Source organism: Pseudomonas sp. MF6776 (genome assembly GCF_016613125.1).
Lineage (GTDB): Bacteria > Pseudomonadota > Gammaproteobacteria > Pseudomonadales > Pseudomonadaceae > Aquipseudomonas > Aquipseudomonas iridis.
Map to the genome: position 1 here is coordinate 14,434 of NZ_JAENSQ010000037.1, position 18,342 is coordinate 32,775.

The 18,342-nt window shown below is 58.6% G+C and carries 14 protein-coding genes; 9 read left to right on the top strand and 5 right to left on the bottom strand.

Features of this window, described 5'->3' with window-relative positions; translation table 11 throughout:
• Positions 1-72: 72 nt before the first annotated feature.
• Entirely contained in the window at positions 73-822 is a 750-nt protein-coding gene (locus JJD74_RS26740; RefSeq protein ID WP_234451883.1) for an SDR family NAD(P)-dependent oxidoreductase, read from the bottom strand.
• 192 nt (positions 823-1,014) lie between these two features.
• Here JJD74_RS26740 and JJD74_RS26745 point away from each other — a divergent pair, with 192 nt between their 5' ends.
• On the top strand, positions 1,015-1,908 hold the full coding sequence (locus JJD74_RS26745; RefSeq protein ID WP_200617187.1) for an AraC family transcriptional regulator: 894 nt from the start codon (positions 1,015-1,017) through the stop codon (positions 1,906-1,908).
• A gap of 16 nt (positions 1,909-1,924) precedes the next feature.
• On the opposite strand, the gene JJD74_RS26750 is transcribed toward JJD74_RS26745, so the two are convergent.
• From JJD74_RS26750 to JJD74_RS26760, 3 genes are read right to left on the bottom strand one after another with little or no spacing between them, the layout of a single operon-like run.
• Entirely contained in the window at positions 1,925-2,899 is a 975-nt protein-coding gene (locus JJD74_RS26750) for a saccharopine dehydrogenase family protein (RefSeq protein WP_200617197.1), read from the bottom strand.
• Positions 2,896-3,297: a VOC family protein gene (locus tag JJD74_RS26755; protein WP_200617188.1), complete on the bottom strand. Its 402-nt coding sequence runs from the start codon at positions 3,295-3,297 to the stop codon at positions 2,896-2,898. The genes JJD74_RS26750 and JJD74_RS26755 overlap by 4 nt, the downstream gene beginning before the upstream one ends.
• Positions 3,298-3,315: 18 nt before the next feature.
• Positions 3,316-4,059, bottom strand: a complete 744-nt coding sequence (locus tag JJD74_RS26760; RefSeq protein WP_200617189.1) for an SDR family NAD(P)-dependent oxidoreductase — start codon at positions 4,057-4,059, stop codon at positions 3,316-3,318.
• 138 nt (positions 4,060-4,197) lie between these two features.
• On the opposite strand from JJD74_RS26760, the gene JJD74_RS26765 reads away from it, so the two are divergent.
• On the top strand, positions 4,198-5,091 hold the full coding sequence (locus tag JJD74_RS26765) for an AraC family transcriptional regulator (protein ID WP_200617190.1): 894 nt from the start codon (positions 4,198-4,200) through the stop codon (positions 5,089-5,091).
• 158 nt (positions 5,092-5,249) lie between these two features.
• On the opposite strand, the gene JJD74_RS26770 is transcribed toward JJD74_RS26765, so the two are convergent.
• On the bottom strand, positions 5,250-5,402 hold the full coding sequence (locus JJD74_RS26770; protein WP_200617191.1) for a hypothetical protein: 153 nt from the start codon (positions 5,400-5,402) through the stop codon (positions 5,250-5,252).
• Positions 5,403-5,736: 334 nt separating this feature from the next.
• On the opposite strand from JJD74_RS26770, the gene JJD74_RS26775 reads away from it, so the two are divergent.
• The 7 genes from JJD74_RS26775 to JJD74_RS26805 all read left to right on the top strand — a co-directional run bounded on the left by JJD74_RS26775 (position 5,737) and on the right by JJD74_RS26805 (position 18,256).
• Complete coding sequence (locus JJD74_RS26775) at positions 5,737-7,476, top strand: dipeptidase (RefSeq protein ID WP_200617192.1); 1,740 nt, start codon at positions 5,737-5,739, stop codon at positions 7,474-7,476.
• A gap of 272 nt (positions 7,477-7,748) precedes the next feature.
• Entirely contained in the window at positions 7,749-9,002 is a 1,254-nt protein-coding gene (gene mexE, locus JJD74_RS26780) for a multidrug efflux RND transporter periplasmic adaptor subunit MexE (RefSeq protein ID WP_115148117.1), read from the top strand.
• Between the two features lie 15 nt (positions 9,003-9,017).
• Positions 9,018-12,209 (top strand): efflux RND transporter permease subunit, encoded by a 3,192-nt coding sequence (locus tag JJD74_RS26785; RefSeq protein ID WP_042559280.1) that lies wholly within the window; start codon positions 9,018-9,020, stop codon positions 12,207-12,209.
• A complete protein-coding gene (locus JJD74_RS26790; protein ID WP_200617193.1) occupies positions 12,206-13,627 on the top strand; it encodes an efflux transporter outer membrane subunit in 1,422 nt (473 codons plus the stop codon). Before JJD74_RS26785 ends, JJD74_RS26790 begins: the two co-directional genes overlap by 4 nt.
• Before the next feature lie 249 nt (positions 13,628-13,876).
• Positions 13,877-14,932, top strand: coding sequence for a tetratricopeptide repeat protein (locus JJD74_RS26795; protein ID WP_200617194.1), 1,056 nt, complete (start codon positions 13,877-13,879; stop codon positions 14,930-14,932).
• 157 nt (positions 14,933-15,089) lie between these two features.
• Positions 15,090-16,589, top strand: a complete 1,500-nt coding sequence (locus tag JJD74_RS26800; RefSeq protein WP_115148120.1) for an ATPase domain-containing protein — start codon at positions 15,090-15,092, stop codon at positions 16,587-16,589.
• The gene (locus tag JJD74_RS26805; RefSeq protein ID WP_200617195.1) at positions 16,586-18,256 is read left to right on the top strand and encodes an ATP-binding protein; all 1,671 of its coding nucleotides are present in this window, start codon (positions 16,586-16,588) and stop codon (positions 18,254-18,256) included. Before JJD74_RS26800 ends, JJD74_RS26805 begins: the two co-directional genes overlap by 4 nt.
• Positions 18,257-18,342: the final 86 nt, after the last annotated feature.

The following is an 18,342-nucleotide window of genomic DNA, read 5'->3' on the forward strand; positions in this document are numbered from 1 at the left end:
CTGCACTGTTGGAAGCATGCCCCCGTTGCTCAATAGTAACGGGGGCATGCGTATTTGGCGGGTTCTGTGTTGTCAGTAGCCCACACCACGAACACCGCCCGAAGCCCGGATGGATTCACCTGTCACCCAGTGCGAATCCCGCGATGCCAGAAACACAGCCAAGGGGGCAATATCTTCCGGCTCACCGAAGCGACCCAGCGGAGTTCCGGCGATGAGCTTTTCACCAAATTCACCGGCAAAATTTCCGTCAGTCGCCGGCGTGTTCGTGTGCCCTGGCAGGATGGAGTTGACCCGGATGCCACGCGCGCCCAGCTCCCTGGCCAGTGCAAAGGTCAAGGTGTCGACCGCGCCCTTGGTCGCCGAGTAAACACTTGAAGCCAAGTAGGGATCGGTGCTGAGAATCGAGCTGATATTGATAATGCTGCCTGTCGGGCCCAGCAGCTTGACGGCCTCGCGTACAGCCAGAAGGTAACCCAACACGTTCACGTTGAACTGCTTGTGGAAGGCGTCTTCAGTCAGGTCATCAATCATCTGGAACACCGCCACGCCGGCATTGTTAACCAGCACATCCAGGGTTCCGTATTTGATCCGGATCGTTTCAAACAGTCGAACCACATCATCTGCCTGGCTCATGTCTGCCTGGACAGCAAAGGCGCAACCGCCGGCCTCTGCGATCTGCGCAACGACTGCATCCGCGTCGGACTTGCTGGAGGCGTAGTTGACGATGACTGTTGCGCCCTCTGCGGCCAAAGCCTTGGCGATCCCGGCGCCTATGCCTTTGGACGCTCCCGTGACCACCGCTATTTTTCCTTCGAGTTTCATAAACTGACCTTTGATATGACGTGAAATGAGGCTTGCTTGCAGTCGGGGCTTGCATGACCGCTGGTGCAACGAGCCGCGTGTCATCAGTATTCAGCGATTGAACAATCAGACGTTTGCCGGTTATTCGCTCATCCTTGCCTATTCTTCTCAGCTGGCTTGCCACACACCTGGATTTAGCTCACGGTGGCAGGCATGGAAAAATCACTGGCAGAACTGCGCAGCATCGTGATGCGCGCACAAGACAAGTGGACCGAAACCGGGTTGCCCCGCGTGGCCATGGTCCGGGCAGAGGCCTGTGCGGATCAGGTCTATCAGCCGATGTTGCATCTGGTGCTTCAAGGCACCAAGACCCTGTCGATCGGCGCGGATGTTTCCAGGTACACGGAGGGCACCTATTTCCTGGTGCCCGTCGATGTGCCCGCGACGGGCCAGGTACAGGCCGACACCTTGGATCAGCCTTATCTTGCCGTTAGCCTGACTCTGGAGCCCGATGTAATCGCGACGTTGCTGCTGGACGAGGGCAAGGCGCCCAGGGCCTCGCAAAATACGTGTTTTGAGGGCGTGCGCGCGCCCGTTGAAATGATCGATGCATGGTTACGCATGATGCGACTCATGGATCGCCCACATGAGGTTGCGATACTGGCGCCGATGATCGAACGCGAAATACTGCTGCGCGCGCTACAAGGGCCACTGGGCGATATTCTTCGTGACGTTGCACGACCGGATGGCCGAATGGTGCAGATCCGCCGGGTTACCCAGTGGATCCGTGAGCATTACGCAGAGCCTTTTCGCGTTGAGCTACTGGCGCGCATGTCAGACATGAGCGTTGCCGCCTTCTACCGGCACTTTAAATCCGTGACAGCTATGACACCGATTCAGTACCAGAAGCGCCTGCGCTTGCTAAAGGCGCGCTGGCTGCTGCTGTTCGATACGCTGGACGCGACATCCATCGCTTATACCGTAGGATACGAAAGCGCCTCCCAATTCAACCGCGAGTATGCACGCCTGTTCGGTCTTCCTCCGGCACGGGACGCGGCCAGATTCAGGACGCCCGCCCAAACCGAAGGTTTTATAGCAGCCTCCTGAACAGCCAATATCCACCTCAAAAGTCGGTGATCACCGTACCGTCAATACTCTCGGCAAACCCACCACCAAACACGTTGGCCGGTGTTGCAAAACCCAGCTTTCGTTCACCGTTCAGTACCCGACGTGAAGCTTCTACTGCCGCCAGCGGCGTATAGGAATAGCCGTTCACGGTTTCAATCATCGACCGCACCGTTGCGCCATCAGCCCCGGTAACCTCAACCACTGCCCGCGCGCGATGAGCGGCCCTTTGCTCAGGCGTGGGACCATCAGGCAACTGCGACAGATCACCTTCGGGAAACCCGTCACCCGAGATATGCACGAACATCGCGATGTTGCGGATGCCGGTCGAATGCCAGCCCGTCACCAGGTCGCCGAATGACAAGGGTGCACAGAGGACCGGACCCTCGCCAAAATCAAAGAGACGCGGCGCGGCATCCGGCGTCGCAACAAGTTCACCATCGACCCTGGCGAGCACGCCTGCGCCGATGATCTCGCTGACGCTCATCGCCGACCCGCGAGACATCGAACCGGGGACCTGAAGCGCGATGCTCAGCGCAACCGGTTTTACGGCACGCTTGGCAACATGCACCGCCAGCGAATCAGTAGGAACGACATCCCAGCCGACACCCGGCAACAGCATGACGTGATTCGCAGCCGCTTCAGCACCCAGCTCCTCGGCCATGCGGTAAGTATTGATCTCGGCAGTGATATCCAGATAGTGCACGCCGGCCTTGATACAGGCGTGCATCAACGGCTCGGCCGTTTGCGCGAACGGCCCGGCGAAGTTCAGCAATACTGAGATACCAGACAAAGAGCCCTCGGCATCTTGGGTATCAAACACCCGATAAGGCACATCCAACTGCGCTGCGAGCGATTCGAGACGCTTGGCATTACGCCCGGCGATTTCGAAATCCAGACGGAGCGCTTTTGCTCGCTCAGCAGCCATCCGCCCGGTATATCCCGCTGCGCCGTATATCAGAAGCCTACTCATTGGATGTGCTGCCATTTCTTGAAAACAAATTCGAGGCTGTACCCATCCGGGTCCCACACATTGGCAGCGTAGTAGTCGGGATCGTAATGCAAGCGTGCCCCGGGCGGGCCGTTGTCGACCGCACCCTGATGCAGGGCAGCGGTATAAGCGGCATCAACTTCAGCCTGGCTGCTTGCGACAAAACCAACATGGACCGCGCGCCCTTCCACAACGCCCTCACGCAACCAGAAAAACATCCGGCCGTTGGCACCGAAGCCTTTCAGGTCAGGATGGCCCGGTGGGCCGTCCTTGCCATCGTAGTCCAGGCGCGCGGTGATACCCAACGGGGTCAGGGTGGCTTCGTAGAAACGGATGGACCGTGCGATATCGCTCACGGACAAAAAGATATGATCCAGCATGGCGAAACCCTCATGTATTCAGATGTTGTAGCCACCGGCCACTTCGAGCGTCTGGGCATTGATCCAGGCGCCCTCTTCTGACAGCAACATGGCAATGACGCGCGCGACGTCTTCCGGCTCGCCGACCCGGCCAAGTGCCGTTTGCGCCGCCAGCTTCGCCTCGAACTCAGCGTTCAGCCCCCCGCCCAACCCGGTGCGGATGGCGCCGGGTGATACCGCGTTGGCCCGTATGCGCCGCTCGCCGAATTCTTTGGCCATATAACGGGTGAGCACCTCGAGCCCGCCCTTGAAGGCAGCATAGGGCGCCACGCCAGCGGTGGCGACGCGGGTTGTGGCACTGGTCAGGTTGACGATACTGGCATTTTCCGCGAACAGCGGCAGGAGGGTTTGAGTGAGAAAAAACGGCCCTTTGAGGTGCACGTTGAACAGGCCATCGAACTGCGCTTCGGTGACAGTTGCCATGGGATTGAACAGGCCGTACCCGGCATTGTTGACCAGGCCACTCAGCATAGTGGCGTTCCAGGTGTCCCGTAAGGTCAGTACCACTGACGTGCGAAACGCTTCGAAGCTGCCAACATCAGACACGTCGAGCTTGAGAGCGACGGCCTTGCCACCGACGCGCTCGATGCGTTCCACGACGGTGTTGGCAGCCTGGGGATCAGTGTTGTAGGTCAGAATGACCCCCATTCCGCGCCGGGCAATGTGTTCGGCGGTACTGGCACCGATTCCACGGCTGCCGCCGGTAATCACGATAACGCTCATTTGATGTTCCTCTGTGGCTTATAGGTGACCCCACAGTACTCATCACGATCGCCAGGGTCGTACCCATTCCTACTCGAAACCTGCCTGTTTCTGCTTTTCTCTTGCATGGCGCAGGGTGCTGCCGTCAGCATGCCCGGCATGGACAATCAACTGAATGAACTCAGGTCGCTCGCGGCCAAGGCTGAAAACCGTCGTACCGAAACGGGCATCCCCCGCGTGGCCATGGTCAAGGGCAAAATCCCCGAACACATGCTGGCGGCGGTCTATGACCCGATGATCAATCTGATCCTGCAAGGCAGTAAAAGCATGAGCGTGGGGGATCGGACGCTTCGGTATGACCCTGCGACCTATTTCGTCATGTCCATTGATTTGCCAGCAGTGGGGTCTGTTCATCCAGGCGCATCAGGAGAACCTTACCTGGCAGTCAGCCTTACGCTTGATCCAGCTGTGTTGTCGACGCTATTTGAAGACCTGCCCAAACCTGTCAGCCGCCCTGAGAACAATCTCGGGTTTTCAGTGGCGTCAGTCACAACCGATTTGATGGATGCGTGGGTAAGAATGCTGCGATTGATGGGGGATCCGGAGGCCATCGCAGCCCTCGCCCCGGTTTATGAACGGGAAATCATCTTCCGTGTGCTCCAGGGTCCCCATGGCTCGATGCTGCGGGAGATGGCTGCGCCGGATACGGCGATGGCCCGAGTCAACATGGCGATCCAGTGGATCCGCCGTGACTTCGCGCAGCCAATTGGGGTGGAACGCTTGGCGCAACGAGCATCGATGAGCGTCTCGGCGTTTCATCGCCACTTCAAGGCAGTCACCAGTCTGAGTCCTTTGCAGTATCAAAAACGGGTTCGCCTGCTCCAGGCTAGGACACTGATGGTGGTTCACGCCAAGAGCGTCATGGCGGCTGCCTTCGAGGTCGGCTATGAAAGTGCGACACAATTCAGCAGGGACTATTTACGGGTGTTTGGACTTCCCCCTGCCCAAGATGCTGGAAGAATCCTCGGAAAAACGAGCGCCGCCAGACGCTAATCAGTCAGAGGATTGATAAACCGGCTAGAAAAGATCCATGACCGTCAGCCAATCCGCACTACCGGTTAGCCTCGCTGATAGTCCGAGCCATCCGCCATACTTACCTATGCATCGTGCATTGGCAGGCCTTGGCGGTAAGCAAGCACTCAGGCGCGTCTCTACTTGCTCGGCTGCGCGTCATCCTTCTGCTGCATTTGGATCGATGACTTCGCGCCGTCGGTGTTGTCTTTGGTCTCGTTGTCCGAGCTATCGAAACAGCCTTGCAGCATGAGTGCGCAGCACAGACTTAAAAACAAGAGTGGCTTGTTCATATCAGGTGTCTCCATCATTGCGTGGTAGGGACGGCTTGGTTTCAGTGTAGCCATGGCAGTCATAACGATGGACGCCAAAAGCACCGCGACAGTTCGTTTCTTTGATCATGCTCGGCGACAGGAAGCTGCGCCGCCGATTGAAAATCACCGTCATGAAAAGGCCCGGGATTTAAACCCAAGTGTTTACGTTCGTGCGCCGCTTTTGCATTTCTGTGCGACAGATCCCGTTTCAGGGGTGCCGCACGGCAGCATTGCAGTGGTAGTTTGTAAGGGCATGTGTCCAAGCGTTGAGACACTCTTTTATCAACTGCACTGCCAAGGAATGCCCTTCGTAATGAATTTCCCTTTCAAGAAACTGGCCGCCACCACGCTGATGCTCGCTGGTCTATCCGCCTTCATTGCGCCCGCGCAAGCCAACATCACCCCGCAGCAAAGCGCTGAAATCCTCAAGACGTTCAAGGCCGAGTCGACTACGGATTTCCGTCAGTTCCTCGGCAGCCTGGCTAAAAGTGACTTGGCCAAGACAGCCAATATCAGCCCGGCCATTGGCGCTTTTCTCGACAACAAGACTCTGACCGCTGAACAGCAAAACGAGATCTATCGCCTGCTCGGCATCTACGCACGCGTGAAGTACAGCGCGGCAGCCACCGAGACTCTGCGCGAGTTGGTGGAAATCCCGACCTTTCGCAAGGACGGCGTTGCCCAGCACGACAATCCGGAATTCATCAAGATCGCGGAGAAGATCAAGGACTTGGCCAAGTCTTTCAATCTGAATTTCCGCAACATCGACAACCGCGTTTACGAGATTTCCCTCGATGGTTCCGGCGATGAAGTGGTTGGCATTCATGCGCATGCCGATGTGGTTCCGGTGACGCCGGAGAACTGGGTATTGAAGGACGGTACTCGTCTCGACCCGTTCAAGATCACTCTGATCGGCGATCGCATGTATGGCCGCGGGACCGAGGATGACAAGAACGGCATCGTGGTGACGATGTATGCCATGAAGGTAATCAAAGAAGAAAAGCTGCCGCTGGCACGTAATTTCAAGCTGTTGGTAGACACCACAGAAGAAACCACTGGCGACGCGATCCCCTACTACTTCGAGCGTAACCCTACGCCCAACTACAACCTGGCGCTGGATGGCGGTTACCCGGTGGTGATTGCCGAGAAAGGTTACGGCACCGTCATGGCCAACTTTGCCAAGCGCAAGGCTGAGGGCAAAGGCGCAGAAATCATCTCGATGACCGGTGGTCTGGCTACCAATCAGATTCCTTCGGCGTCGGTCGCTACGCTGGTCACCGATAAACCTGCCGAACTGGCTGCCAGCCTGCAAAAGGCCGGTGACGAGTTTGCCAAGCGCAATGGCGGCGATTTCCAGGTGAATGCCAAGGTTGACGGCAAAGACGTCAAACTGACCGTGACCGGTGTGTCCGCGCACTCCTCCGAGCCAGAATCCGGGGTTAACCCGGTCGCGCGGATGCTGGTCTTTATCAATAGCCTTGATGGCAAAGTCGCGTTCAAGCACAACCACATCACCGATGCCGCGCGTTACGCCGCCGACAACTGGGGTCTGGATTACCTCGGTAACAAGCTGGGGGTCGGTTTCTCGGATTCCTTCATGGGGTCGCTGACCACATCGCTGACCTACGTCGGCATGGACGAAAAAGCCTTCAAACTCGCGGTCAACCTGCGCGTACCGAAAGGTGAGTCACCGGAGAAACTCAAGGCTGAAATCGCTGAGAAACTGGCGGCCTGGAGCAAGAAAAGCCATGTAGCCGTTGCCTTCGATTACTCGATCGCCGAGCCGATGTACCGCAATCCTGAGGGTGAGTGGGTCAAGGCGCTGCTGGCGGTATCGACGGAAAACCTCGGTATGAAACACGAGTTCGGCACCTCCGCCGGCGCTACTTCGGTGCATGAACTGCCGAACGGCGTGCAATTCGGTCTGGCCATGCCGAACGTGAAGTACACCGGTCACACCGATGGCGAATTCAAGACTGTGGAGCAATTCCAGCTGGATCTGCAGATCGTGACCGAAATGATCGGCCGCATCGGCCAGTTGCCCAAACTCTGACCGTGTCGCCGAACCCGTCGCCATGGCGGGTTCGGCATTTTTAATCCCCGCATAATCCCCGCCGCGCAGCCTCGCCTCTGACTTTTGCACAGCGGGCAACACAGAATTGCCCTGAGAGAGATTGATAGCCCCCTAACGAAAGGTGCATGCTAGAGGGCTCGCTCGGGGCTTATATCATTCCGAATGATAGTTACCTTTGCCTCATTCGATTCGTTTGCTAACTAGCCGCCGAGCATCATCCGCCCATCTTCAATACTTGGCGGATGCATTCCATGGAACAGTCACTTAAACATTTGCGCTTCCCGTTGGCCTTGCTGGCCGTACTGGTGATGAGCGCTTGCGGCAAAAATCCGGAAACCGCAGCCGCCCCCCCTGCTGCCAAAGTCAGCGTGGCCAAGGTGCTGGAACAACCGGTCAACGAGTGGGACGAATTCACCGGGCGCCTCGAAGCGCCGGAAACCGTTGATATCCGCCCACGGGTTTCTGGCCAGATCGATCAGGTTGCTTTCACTGAAGGCGCACTGGTGAAGAAAGGCGACCTGCTGTTCCAGATCGATCCGCGTCCATTCCAGGCTGAGGTTCGCCGCCTCGAAGCCCTGGTTGCTCAATCGCGCGCCAACGCCACTCGCAGCCAAAACGAAGCCGCCCGAGGTGAACGTCTGCGTGCCAGCAACGCAATCTCTGCCGAACTCGCCGACTCGCGTACCAGCGCCGCACAAGAAGCCCGCGCCGCCGTTGGCGCACTGCAAGCGCAACTGGATCTGGCCAGGCTGAACCTGAGTTTCACCCGCGTGACCGCACCCATAAGCGGCCGCGTCAGCCGTGCCGAAATCACCGCCGGCAACCTGGTAACCGCCGACACCACGCCACTCACCAGCGTGGTTTCTACCGATAAGGTCTACGCCTACTTCGACGCTGATGAGCGTGTATTCCTCAAATACACCCAACTCGCCCGTCAGGGGCAGCGCGGAGCCACCACCCCGGTGTACATGGGTCTGTCCAATGAGGATGGCAATCCGCACCTGGGTCAGATGAACTTCATCGACAACCAGGTCAATCCGAAAACCGGCACCATCCGTGGTCGCGCGGTGTTCGACAACACCGATGGCACTTATACCCCGGGCCTGTATGCACGCCTGAAACTGGTGGGCAGTGGCACCTACGACGCCATGTTGATCAACGACGAAGCCGTCGGTACCGATCTGGGCAAGAAGTTCGTGCTGGTGATGGATGCGGACAACAAGACCGTTTACCGCGCCGTTGAACTCGGCCCGAAAATCGAAGGCCTGCGAATCGTCCGTAGCGGCCTGAACAAGGACGACACCATCATCGTCAAGGGTCTGCAACGCGTACGCCCTGGCTCACCGGTGACGCCTGAAGTCGTCCCGATGGCCAGCGAGCAAACCATCGCGGCACTCGCTCAACAACGTCAAGCGCTGGAAGCCAGCAACCTGCCTAAAGTCACGCCTGCCAAAGGCGCGTCCGGTTCGGTTGCGAAGCTGGCCGCTACGACCCCACGCGGTTAAGGGACGACAACTCCGATGAATTTTTCCCAATTCTTCATTTCACGGCCGATCTTCGCAGCGGTGCTGTCGCTGCTGATCCTGATCGCCGGTGCGATTTCGCTGTTCCAGCTACCGATCAGCGAATACCCGGAAGTCGTGCCACCGACCGTGGTGGTGCGTGCAAACTTCCCGGGCGCCAACCCAAAAGTCATCGGTGAAACCGTGGCGGCTCCTCTGGAGCAAGCCATCACCGGCGTCGAGAACATGCTGTACATGTCCTCGCAATCGACCGCTGACGGCAAGATTACCCTGACCATCACCTTCGCCCTGGGCACTGACCTGGACAACGCGCAGGTGCAGGTACAAAACCGGGTCACCCGAACCGAGCCGAAACTTCCCGAGGAAGTGACACGCATCGGTATCACCGTCGACAAAGCTTCGCCTGACCTGACCATGGTTGTGCACTTGACCTCCCCGGACAAGCGTTACGACATGCTCTACCTGTCCAACTACGCGATCCTCAACATCAAGGATGAGCTCGCTCGTCTGAGCGGTGTCGGTGATGTGCAACTGTTCGGCATGGGCGATTACTCGCTGCGTGTCTGGCTTGATCCGAACAAAACCGCTTCGCGCAATCTGACTGCTACCGATGTGGTTACCGCCATTCGTGAACAGAACCGCCAGGTAGCCGCCGGCCAACTGGGTGCGCCCCCTGCCCCGACTGCACAAAGCTTCCAGCTGTCGGTCAACACTCAGGGCCGACTGGTCACCGAGGAAGAGTTCGAAAACATCGTCATTCGTGCAGGTGACGACGGTGAGATCACTCGACTTAAAGACATCGCTCGCATTGAACTGGGTTCCAGCCAGTACGCATTGCGTTCGCTGCTGAACAACCAGCCGGCGGTGGCGATCCCGATCTTCCAGCGTCCAGGTTCCAACGCCATCGACATCTCGAATGACGTTCGGGCGAAAATGGACGAGCTGAAGAAAGGCTTCCCGCAAGGCATGGATTACAGCATCGTCTATGACCCGACGATCTTCGTGCGCGGCTCGATCGAAGCAGTGGTTCACACCCTTTTCGAAGCGCTGATCCTCGTGGTCCTGGTGGTGATCCTGTTCCTGCAAACCTGGCGCGCCTCGATCATTCCCTTGGTGGCGGTGCCGGTGTCGTTGATCGGTACGTTTGCGGTGATGCACCTGTTCGGCTTCTCACTCAATGCCCTGTCGCTGTTCGGCCTGGTGTTGGCCATCGGTATCGTGGTGGATGACGCCATCGTGGTGGTGGAGAACGTCGAGCGAAACATCGGACTCGGACTCACACCGGTCGAGGCGACCAAGCGCGCCATGCGTGAGGTGACCGGCCCGATCGTTGCCACGGCACTGGTGCTGTGTGCGGTATTTATTCCGGCGGCGTTCATCTCCGGTCTCACCGGTCAGTTCTATAAGCAGTTCGCACTGACCATCGCAATCTCGACCGTGATCTCGGCGTTCAACTCGCTGACCCTGTCGCCGGCACTGGCTGCTGTATTGCTGAAAAGTCATGACGCACCGAAAGACCGCTTCTCCAGAGTGCTCGACAAGATCTTCGGTGGCTGGCTGTTCCGCCCGTTCAACCGCTTCTTCGAACGTGCCAGCCATGGCTACGTCGGCACGGTGGCTCGGGTTATCCGCAGCAGTGGTATCGCCCTGATCTTGTACGCAGGCCTGATGGTGCTGACCTTCTTCGGCTTCTCGCACACCCCGACCGGTTTCGTACCCGGCCAGGACAAGCAATACCTGGTGGCTTTCGCGCAATTGCCGGACGCCTCGAGCCTGGATCGCACTGAAGACGTGATCAAGCGCATGTCCGATATGGCGCTGAAACAGCCGGGCGTGGAAAGTGCTGTAGCGTTCCCGGGCCTGTCGATCAACGGCTTCACCAACAGCCCGAACGCCGGCATCGTGTTCGTGACCCTGAAACCGTTCGACGAACGTAAAGACCCGAGCATGTCCGCCGGAGCAATCGCCGGCGCCCTGAACGGCCAGTTCGCGAACATTCAAGAGGCGTACATGGCGATCTTCCCGCCGCCGCCGGTACAAGGTCTGGGCACCATCGGTGGTTTCCGCCTGCAAATCGAAGACCGGGGCAACCTGGGCTACGACGAGCTGTACAAAGAAACCATGAACATCATCAACAAGAGCCACAACGTGCCGGAGCTGGCTGGCCTGTTCACCAGTTACACCGTGAACGTGCCGCAGGTCGATGCAGCGATCGACCGCGAGAAAGCCAAGACTCATGGCGTGGCGGTCAGCGACATCTTCGACACCCTGCAGATCTACCTGGGTTCGCTGTATGCCAACGACTTCAACCGTTTCGGACGCACTTACCAGGTCAACGTTCAGGCCGAGCAACAGTTCCGCCTCGAATCCGATCAGATCGGTCAGCTGAAAGTGCGTAACAACAAAGGCGAAATGATCCCGCTGGCGACCTTCATCAAGGTCAGCGACACCTCGGGCCCGGATCGCGTGATGCACTACAACGGCTTCATTACCGCAGAAATCAACGGTGCGGCAGCCCCCGGCTACAGCTCTGGCCAGGCCGAAAAAGCCATCGAGAAACTGCTCAAGGAAGAACTTCCGAACGGCATGACCTACGAATGGACCGACCTGACCTACCAGCAGATTCTGTCCGGCAACACCGCACTGTTCGTGTTCCCGCTCTGCGTATTGCTGGCGTTCCTGGTACTCGCGGCTCAATACGAAAGCTGGAGCCTGCCACTGGCGGTGATCCTGATCGTACCGATGACCCTGCTGTCCGCCATTACCGGTGTGATCATCTCTGGCGGCGACAACAACATCTTCACCCAGATCGGACTGATCGTACTGGTGGGACTTGCGTGTAAGAACGCGATTCTGATCGTCGAGTTCGCCAAGGATAAACAGGAAGAAGGCCTCGATCCGCTCGCAGCGGTACTGGAAGCCTGCCGTCTGCGTCTGCGGCCGATCCTGATGACCTCCTTCGCGTTCATCATGGGTGTGGTGCCACTGGTGTTCTCCAGCGGTGCCGGTGCCGAGATGCGTCACGCGATGGGTGTGGCGGTGTTCTCCGGGATGCTCGGGGTGACCTTCTTCGGTCTGTTGCTGACGCCAGTGTTCTACGTATTGATTCGTAACTTTGTCGAACGCGGCGAAGCCCGCAAAGCGGCCAAGGCGCACTCTCTTCAAAAGCCACTGGAGGCGCAACAATGAGTCTGAAAGTCTTCCTGCCGAGTCTGCTGGTGCTGGCCCTGAGCGCCTGCGCCGTCGGCCCCGACTACAAGACCCCGGCGACGGAGGCGGCCAACATCACGACCGCCACCGACGGCGCCAACGGTCAGAAGAACTTTGACCGTTCGAAGTTCGAAGGCATCTGGTGGCAGCAGTTCGACGATCCGACCCTCAACCAGTTGGTGACGCAATCGCTGCAAGGCAACCGTGAATTGCGCGTGGCGTTTGCCCGCTGGAAAGCCGCACGGGCGATCCGCGATGACGCCAGCAATGACATCATGCCGACCATCACCAGCCGCGCCAGCAGTGATCTGGCCAAGGGGCAAATCCCCGGCCAGACCACCAATCGGGTCAGCAGTGAACGCTATGACCTGGGCCTGGACATGGCCTGGGAACTGGACCTGTTCGGGCGCATCCAGCGCAATCTGGAAGCCAGCGATGCCGATCAGCAGGCCGCCGAAGCCGATCTTTACCAACTGCAAGTCACCATGATTGCCGAACTGGTGGACGCCTACGGTCAACTGCGTGGCGCACAACTGCGCGAAAAAATCGCGGTGGCCAACCTGAATAACCAGCAGGAGTCACGCAAGATCACCATCAGCCTGCGTGATGCCGGCGTTGGCGATCAGCTCGATGTCGAACGTGCCGATGCGCGTCTGGCCTCGGTCGAAGCCAGCGTGCCGCAACTGCAAGCCGAGCAGGTTCGGCAGAAAAACCGCATCGCCACCCTGCTGGGTGAGCGTCCGGACAAACTGACCGTCGACCTGAGTCCGAAAGACTTGCCGGCAATTGCCAAGGCCTTGCCAATCGGCAACCCGGGCGAGCTGCTGCAACGTCGTCCGGACATCCTCAGTGCTGAACGCCAACTCGCTTCAGCCACGGCGCGAATTGGCGTGGCGAAAGCGGGCCTGTTCCCACGGGTCAGCCTCAGCGGCTTCCTCGGCTGGACGGCCGGGCGTGGTTCGCAGATCGGTTCCTCGGCGGCCAATGCCTGGGCACTCGGCCCGAGCATCACTTGGGCAGCATTCGATCTCGGTAGCGTGCGAGCGCGTTTGCGCGGTGCCGATGCGGATGCCGAGGGCGCGCTGGCGACCTACGAGCAACAAGTGCTGCTGGCACTGGAAGAGTCGGTAAACGCCTTCAGCGACTACGGCAAACGCCAGCAACGCCTGATCTCGCTGATCCGCCAGAGTGAATCGAGCCGCAACGCAGCCGACTTGGCAGAGATTCGCTATCGAGAAGGCACCACAGATTTCCTGGTGCTACTCGACGCCCAGCGTGAACGGCTGAATGCCGAAGACAGCCAGGCCCAGGCCGAAGTGGATCTGTATCGCGGGATTGTCGCGATCTACAAAGCCCTCGGCGGTGGCTGGCAGCCGGAGACGGTCGCCAGCAAGTAACCATTGATTGTTAAAGAGCTCCTTTGGTTGGCCGCAACCAACCAATTTTTTGCCCCGCGTATCATTCGGTCGCGGGGCTTTTTTATGCCCGCAATTGCAGGAGAGGCCAAAGTTGGTCCGCCATTTGAAATGCGTTCCGCAGCTCCTAGAGGGGATTGCGTCACGATTCGCATGCTCGGGTTTGACTCACGGCTCGAGCTGACCGAAGCTTGCCGCTCTGCTCAAGTACGTCTGTTTTCGGAAACCCGCATGCCTCAGTCTCGCCGCTATCTGCTTATCTGCCTTGGGCTCGTGCTTATTGTCGTCGTGGCGTGGCTAGCCCTGCGCAGCACCACGCCGGTGATTCCGGACGCGATCAAGCACGGCTACAGCGAAGCGCTGGGCGCTGCCCGAACTGGTGAACCGGGGGCGGCGCGTCAGCTGTATCAGCAATTGGGCCGGCCGGATCTGTCGGTCAAGCGCCGCGTCTGGCTGCACGGCGAACTGCCCAATTACCCGAGCCCCCAGGCTCTGAAACTCGCCGACGCGGACCTGCAGCACGAAGCACCCGAGGTGCGGGTGGCAGCGATCAAAAGTGTGGTTGGACTCGTGCCAGGTGGGCAACGCAGTCTGTTGCTCGGGCCGATGCTTGATGATGAGGAACCGACTGTTCGGTTTGCCGCGATCAACGCCCTGCTCGGCCTGACCCCGGATGAACTCGGGCTGTATTTTGCGCCGTTGCAGCAGGCCATCGACGGCTGGGAGCAAGCACTCAAGGATCAACCGCCGAGCGCCGCCTCTTATGCGCAACTGGCGCGTCTGCATCTACATAACGCCGAGCTCAAAGAGGCACAGCATGCATTGGAGAATGCGCTGCGCCTGGACCCCGGCAACCTGCCGGCGCTGGTGATGCAGATCGATGTGCTCGACCGCCAGGGGCAGGCCGACGCCGCGCGACAGTTGCTCGCGCAAAAGCTTCAAGCCCAGCCTGACTCCGCCTATCTGCAACATGCCCTGGGGCTGTGGTTGCTGCACCATGGCCAGCGCGAATACGCCCTGCTCGGTCTGTCCAAAGCGGTGGAGCTGGAGCCGGACAACAAAGATTACCGCTACGACCTCGCCACCATTCTTCACAGCGCAGAAGAACTGGAAGCGGCGCAAAAGCAACTGCAGGAAATCGTCCAGCGCCATCCGGCCGATCGCAAGGCGCGGGTGCTGCTGATCAACTACTGGAAAGAAAGCGGGCAATTGCAGAATGTGCAGATACTGCTCGCCCAGCTTGAACAGTTGAACCCCGACGATCCGGCAATACAGCAAGGCCTCTGAAATTGTCCTGCGGTGAGGGGAAAAATCCGCTCGCCACAGGAAATTTCCAGCCTTCCTGAAAGAAAAAGCGGAACTGCCATCACGGCTACAGGTCAAGTAAACAGGCAGTCCACCCTAGACGGCTGCCTCGCTTCCCCTAGTCATGAGAGGGCATTTTTTGTCTACATCTAACGAGTTGATCAGTGAAAAAGCCGCCACCGGAGTCGAGGGCCTGGATGACATCCTCGCCGGTGGCTTGTCTCGCGGTCATGTATTTTTGCTGGAGGGTGAGCCCGGCACCGGCAAAACCACGGTCGCTTTGCATTTTCTGATGGCCGGCGCGAAAGCCGGTGAACGCTCGTTGTACATCACGCTCTCGGAAACCGAGCGTGAATTGCGCCAAGGTGCGCTGTCCCACGGCTGGGACCTGGATGAAAACATCAACATCTTCGAGCTGACGCCCCCGGAAAGCCTGCTTAATGCAGAGCACCAGCAGAGTTTGCTGTACTCCTCCGATCTGGAATTGGGCGAAGCCACCAAGCAGATATTCGAAGCGGTCGAACGCTTCAAACCGACCCGCGTGGTACTCGACAGCCTGTCGGAGATCCGTCTGCTCGCACAAAGCTCCTTGCGCTACCGCCGACAGATTCTGGCAATCAAGCACTACTTCGTGCGTTACAACGCGACGGTTCTGCTGCTCGACGACTTGACCACCGAGTCTCTCGACAAAACCGTGCACAGCGTGGCCCACGGTGTGATTCGCCTGGAAGAAATCACCCCGAACTATGGCGCCGAGCGTCGCCGAGTGCGGATAGTGAAGTACCGTGGCCAAAAGTACCGCGGCGGTTATCACGACTTCACCATCATGGGCGATGGCGTGCATGTGTTCCCACGACTGGTCGCAGCCGAACATCGCGGCGACTACCCGCGCCTGCAATTGACCAGCGGTATCAAAGAGCTGGACGCGTTGCTCGGTGGCGGTATCGAGACGGGATCAAGCACGTTGATCTTGGGCCCGGCGGGTACGGGCAAATCGCTGATCTCGATGATCTTCGCCGCCGCTGCTGTGGCACGCGGGGAAAAAGCGGCATTGTTCATTTTTGACGAAGAGCTGGAACTGCTTTTCGAGCGGATGAAGAACATCGGTATCGATCTCAAGGCCCTGCGCGCCACCGGCAACCTGCTGATCGAACAAGTGGATGCCGCCGAGCTGTCTCCGGGTGAGTTCTCCCATCGCGTACGTCGCTGCGTTGACGAAGGCCAGATCAAAACCGTGGTGATCGACAGCATCAACGGCTATCAGGCAGCGATGCCTGAAGAAAAGGCCTTGGTGCTGCACATGCACGAATTGCTGCTGTATCTGAACCGCAAAGGGGCGGCGACATTTATGACAGTCGCCCAGCATGGTCTGGTCGGCGACATGCAGGCACCCGTCGACATTACCTATCTGGCTGACACGGTGATTCTGTTGCGCTACTTCGAAGCCATCGGCAAGGTGCGCCGCGCCATTTCCATCATCAAAAAGCGCACCGGCAGCCACGAATCGACGATTCGCGAATACCTTATTTCGTCGAATGGCATGATCATTGGCGAACCGCTGGAGGCCTTTCAGGGTGTACTGCGTGGCGTCCCGACTTACCTCGGTGAGAGAAAACCGCTGTTGCAGGAACGCATATGACTGTCTCAGTGCCGCTCGCCGAACGGGCGCTGATTCTGGCGCCCATGGGTCGCGACAGCCAAATTGCGCTGATGATCCTCAACGAGGCCGGGTATCACGGCCTGATCACACCGAATCTCGCCGAACTGTGTGCGCAATTGGAAATCGGTGCCGGACTGGTGCTGATCGCTGCCGAAGCGTTGCGCGGCCCGGAACTGGAAACGCTGTTTGTGTACCTGGAAGAGCAGCCAGCATGGTCGGATTTACCGACAATTTTGCTCACTCATCACGGCGGACAGGAACAGGGCCCCTCCTCTCGACTCAGCGATCAGTTAGGCAACGTTACGTTCCTTGAGCGGCCGTTCCATCCAGCCACTCTGATCAGCCTGGTGTCTGCCGCCCTTCGCGGCCGGCGACGACAGTACGAAGCCCGCGACCGTCTGATCGATCTGAGTGAAAGCGAACGACGCCTGCAATCGACACTGGAAACCCTCGAACAGCAAGTCGAAGAACGCACCGCGCAACTGCGGCACAACGAAGAAGCATTGCGTCAGTCGCAAAAAATGGAAGCAGTCGGTCAGCTCACCGGTGGTATCGCTCACGACTTCAACAACATGCTCACCGGCGTTATCGGCAGCCTTGAATTGATTCGTCGGCGTCTGGCCCGTGGGCGCACAGAAGACCTCGACAGCTTGATCGACCTGGGCGTGACCTCGGCCAATCGGGCTGCCAGCCTGACTCATCGCCTGCTGGCCTTTTCCCGTCGGCAATCGCTCGATTCCAAAGCCGTGCAGATGAATAGTCTGGTGCTGTCGATGGGCGAGCTGCTACAGCGCAGTCTCAACGAAAGCATTCAACTGGAAATGCGGCTGGACGAAAAACTCTGGATAGCCGAGGCGGACCCCAATCAACTGGAAAGCGCCCTGCTCAACCTGGTCATCAATGCCCGCGATGCCATGCCCGAGGGCGGCAAACTGGTGGTCGAGACCAGCAATCAGGTCCTGCATCGTGAGTTCACCGTGGCTTACCCCAATCTTGAGCCCGGCGATTATGTGATGTTAAGCGTCACCGACAACGGCAGCGGCATGCCACAAAGTGTGATCAGTCGCGCGTTCGTTCCATTTTTCACCACCAAGCCGATCGGCCAGGGCACAGGCCTGGGTCTGTCGATGATTTACGGCTTCAGCAAGCAGTCGCGCGGGCATGTGTCGATTGACAGCGAAGTCGATCAGGGCACGACCGTCAGACTTTACCTGCCGCGCTACCGTGGCGAAGAACTTGAGCAACCCGCGTCCGACATCCAGCAATCGCCGAATGCAATAGATGGCGAAACCGTGCTGATCGTCGAAGACGACCCGGCCGTACGCGTGCTGGTCAGCGCGGTGCTCAGTGAGTTGGGGTATGCGTTTCTGGAAGCTGGAGATGCCGACGGCGCAATGCCGATTCTCAACTCGACGCAGCGCATCGATCTGTTGATCAGCGACGTCGGTTTGCCGGGGATGAATGGTCGTCAATTGGCTGAGATTGGCCGGCAATACCGGCCGGAGCTCAAGATTCTGTTCATCACCGGATACGCCGAGCATGCGGCGGTGCGCGGTGGTTTCCTGGATTCGGGAATGCAGATGATCACCAAGCCGTTCACCTTTGATCTGTTGACCGCCAAGGTGCGAGAGATGATCAAAAGCTGAAGCCTCAAAAAAGCGGTAAGGGCTGCCGAAGACTGCGATCTTTTGATCTTGAAACAAAGTCAAAAGATCGCAGCCTGCGGCAGCTC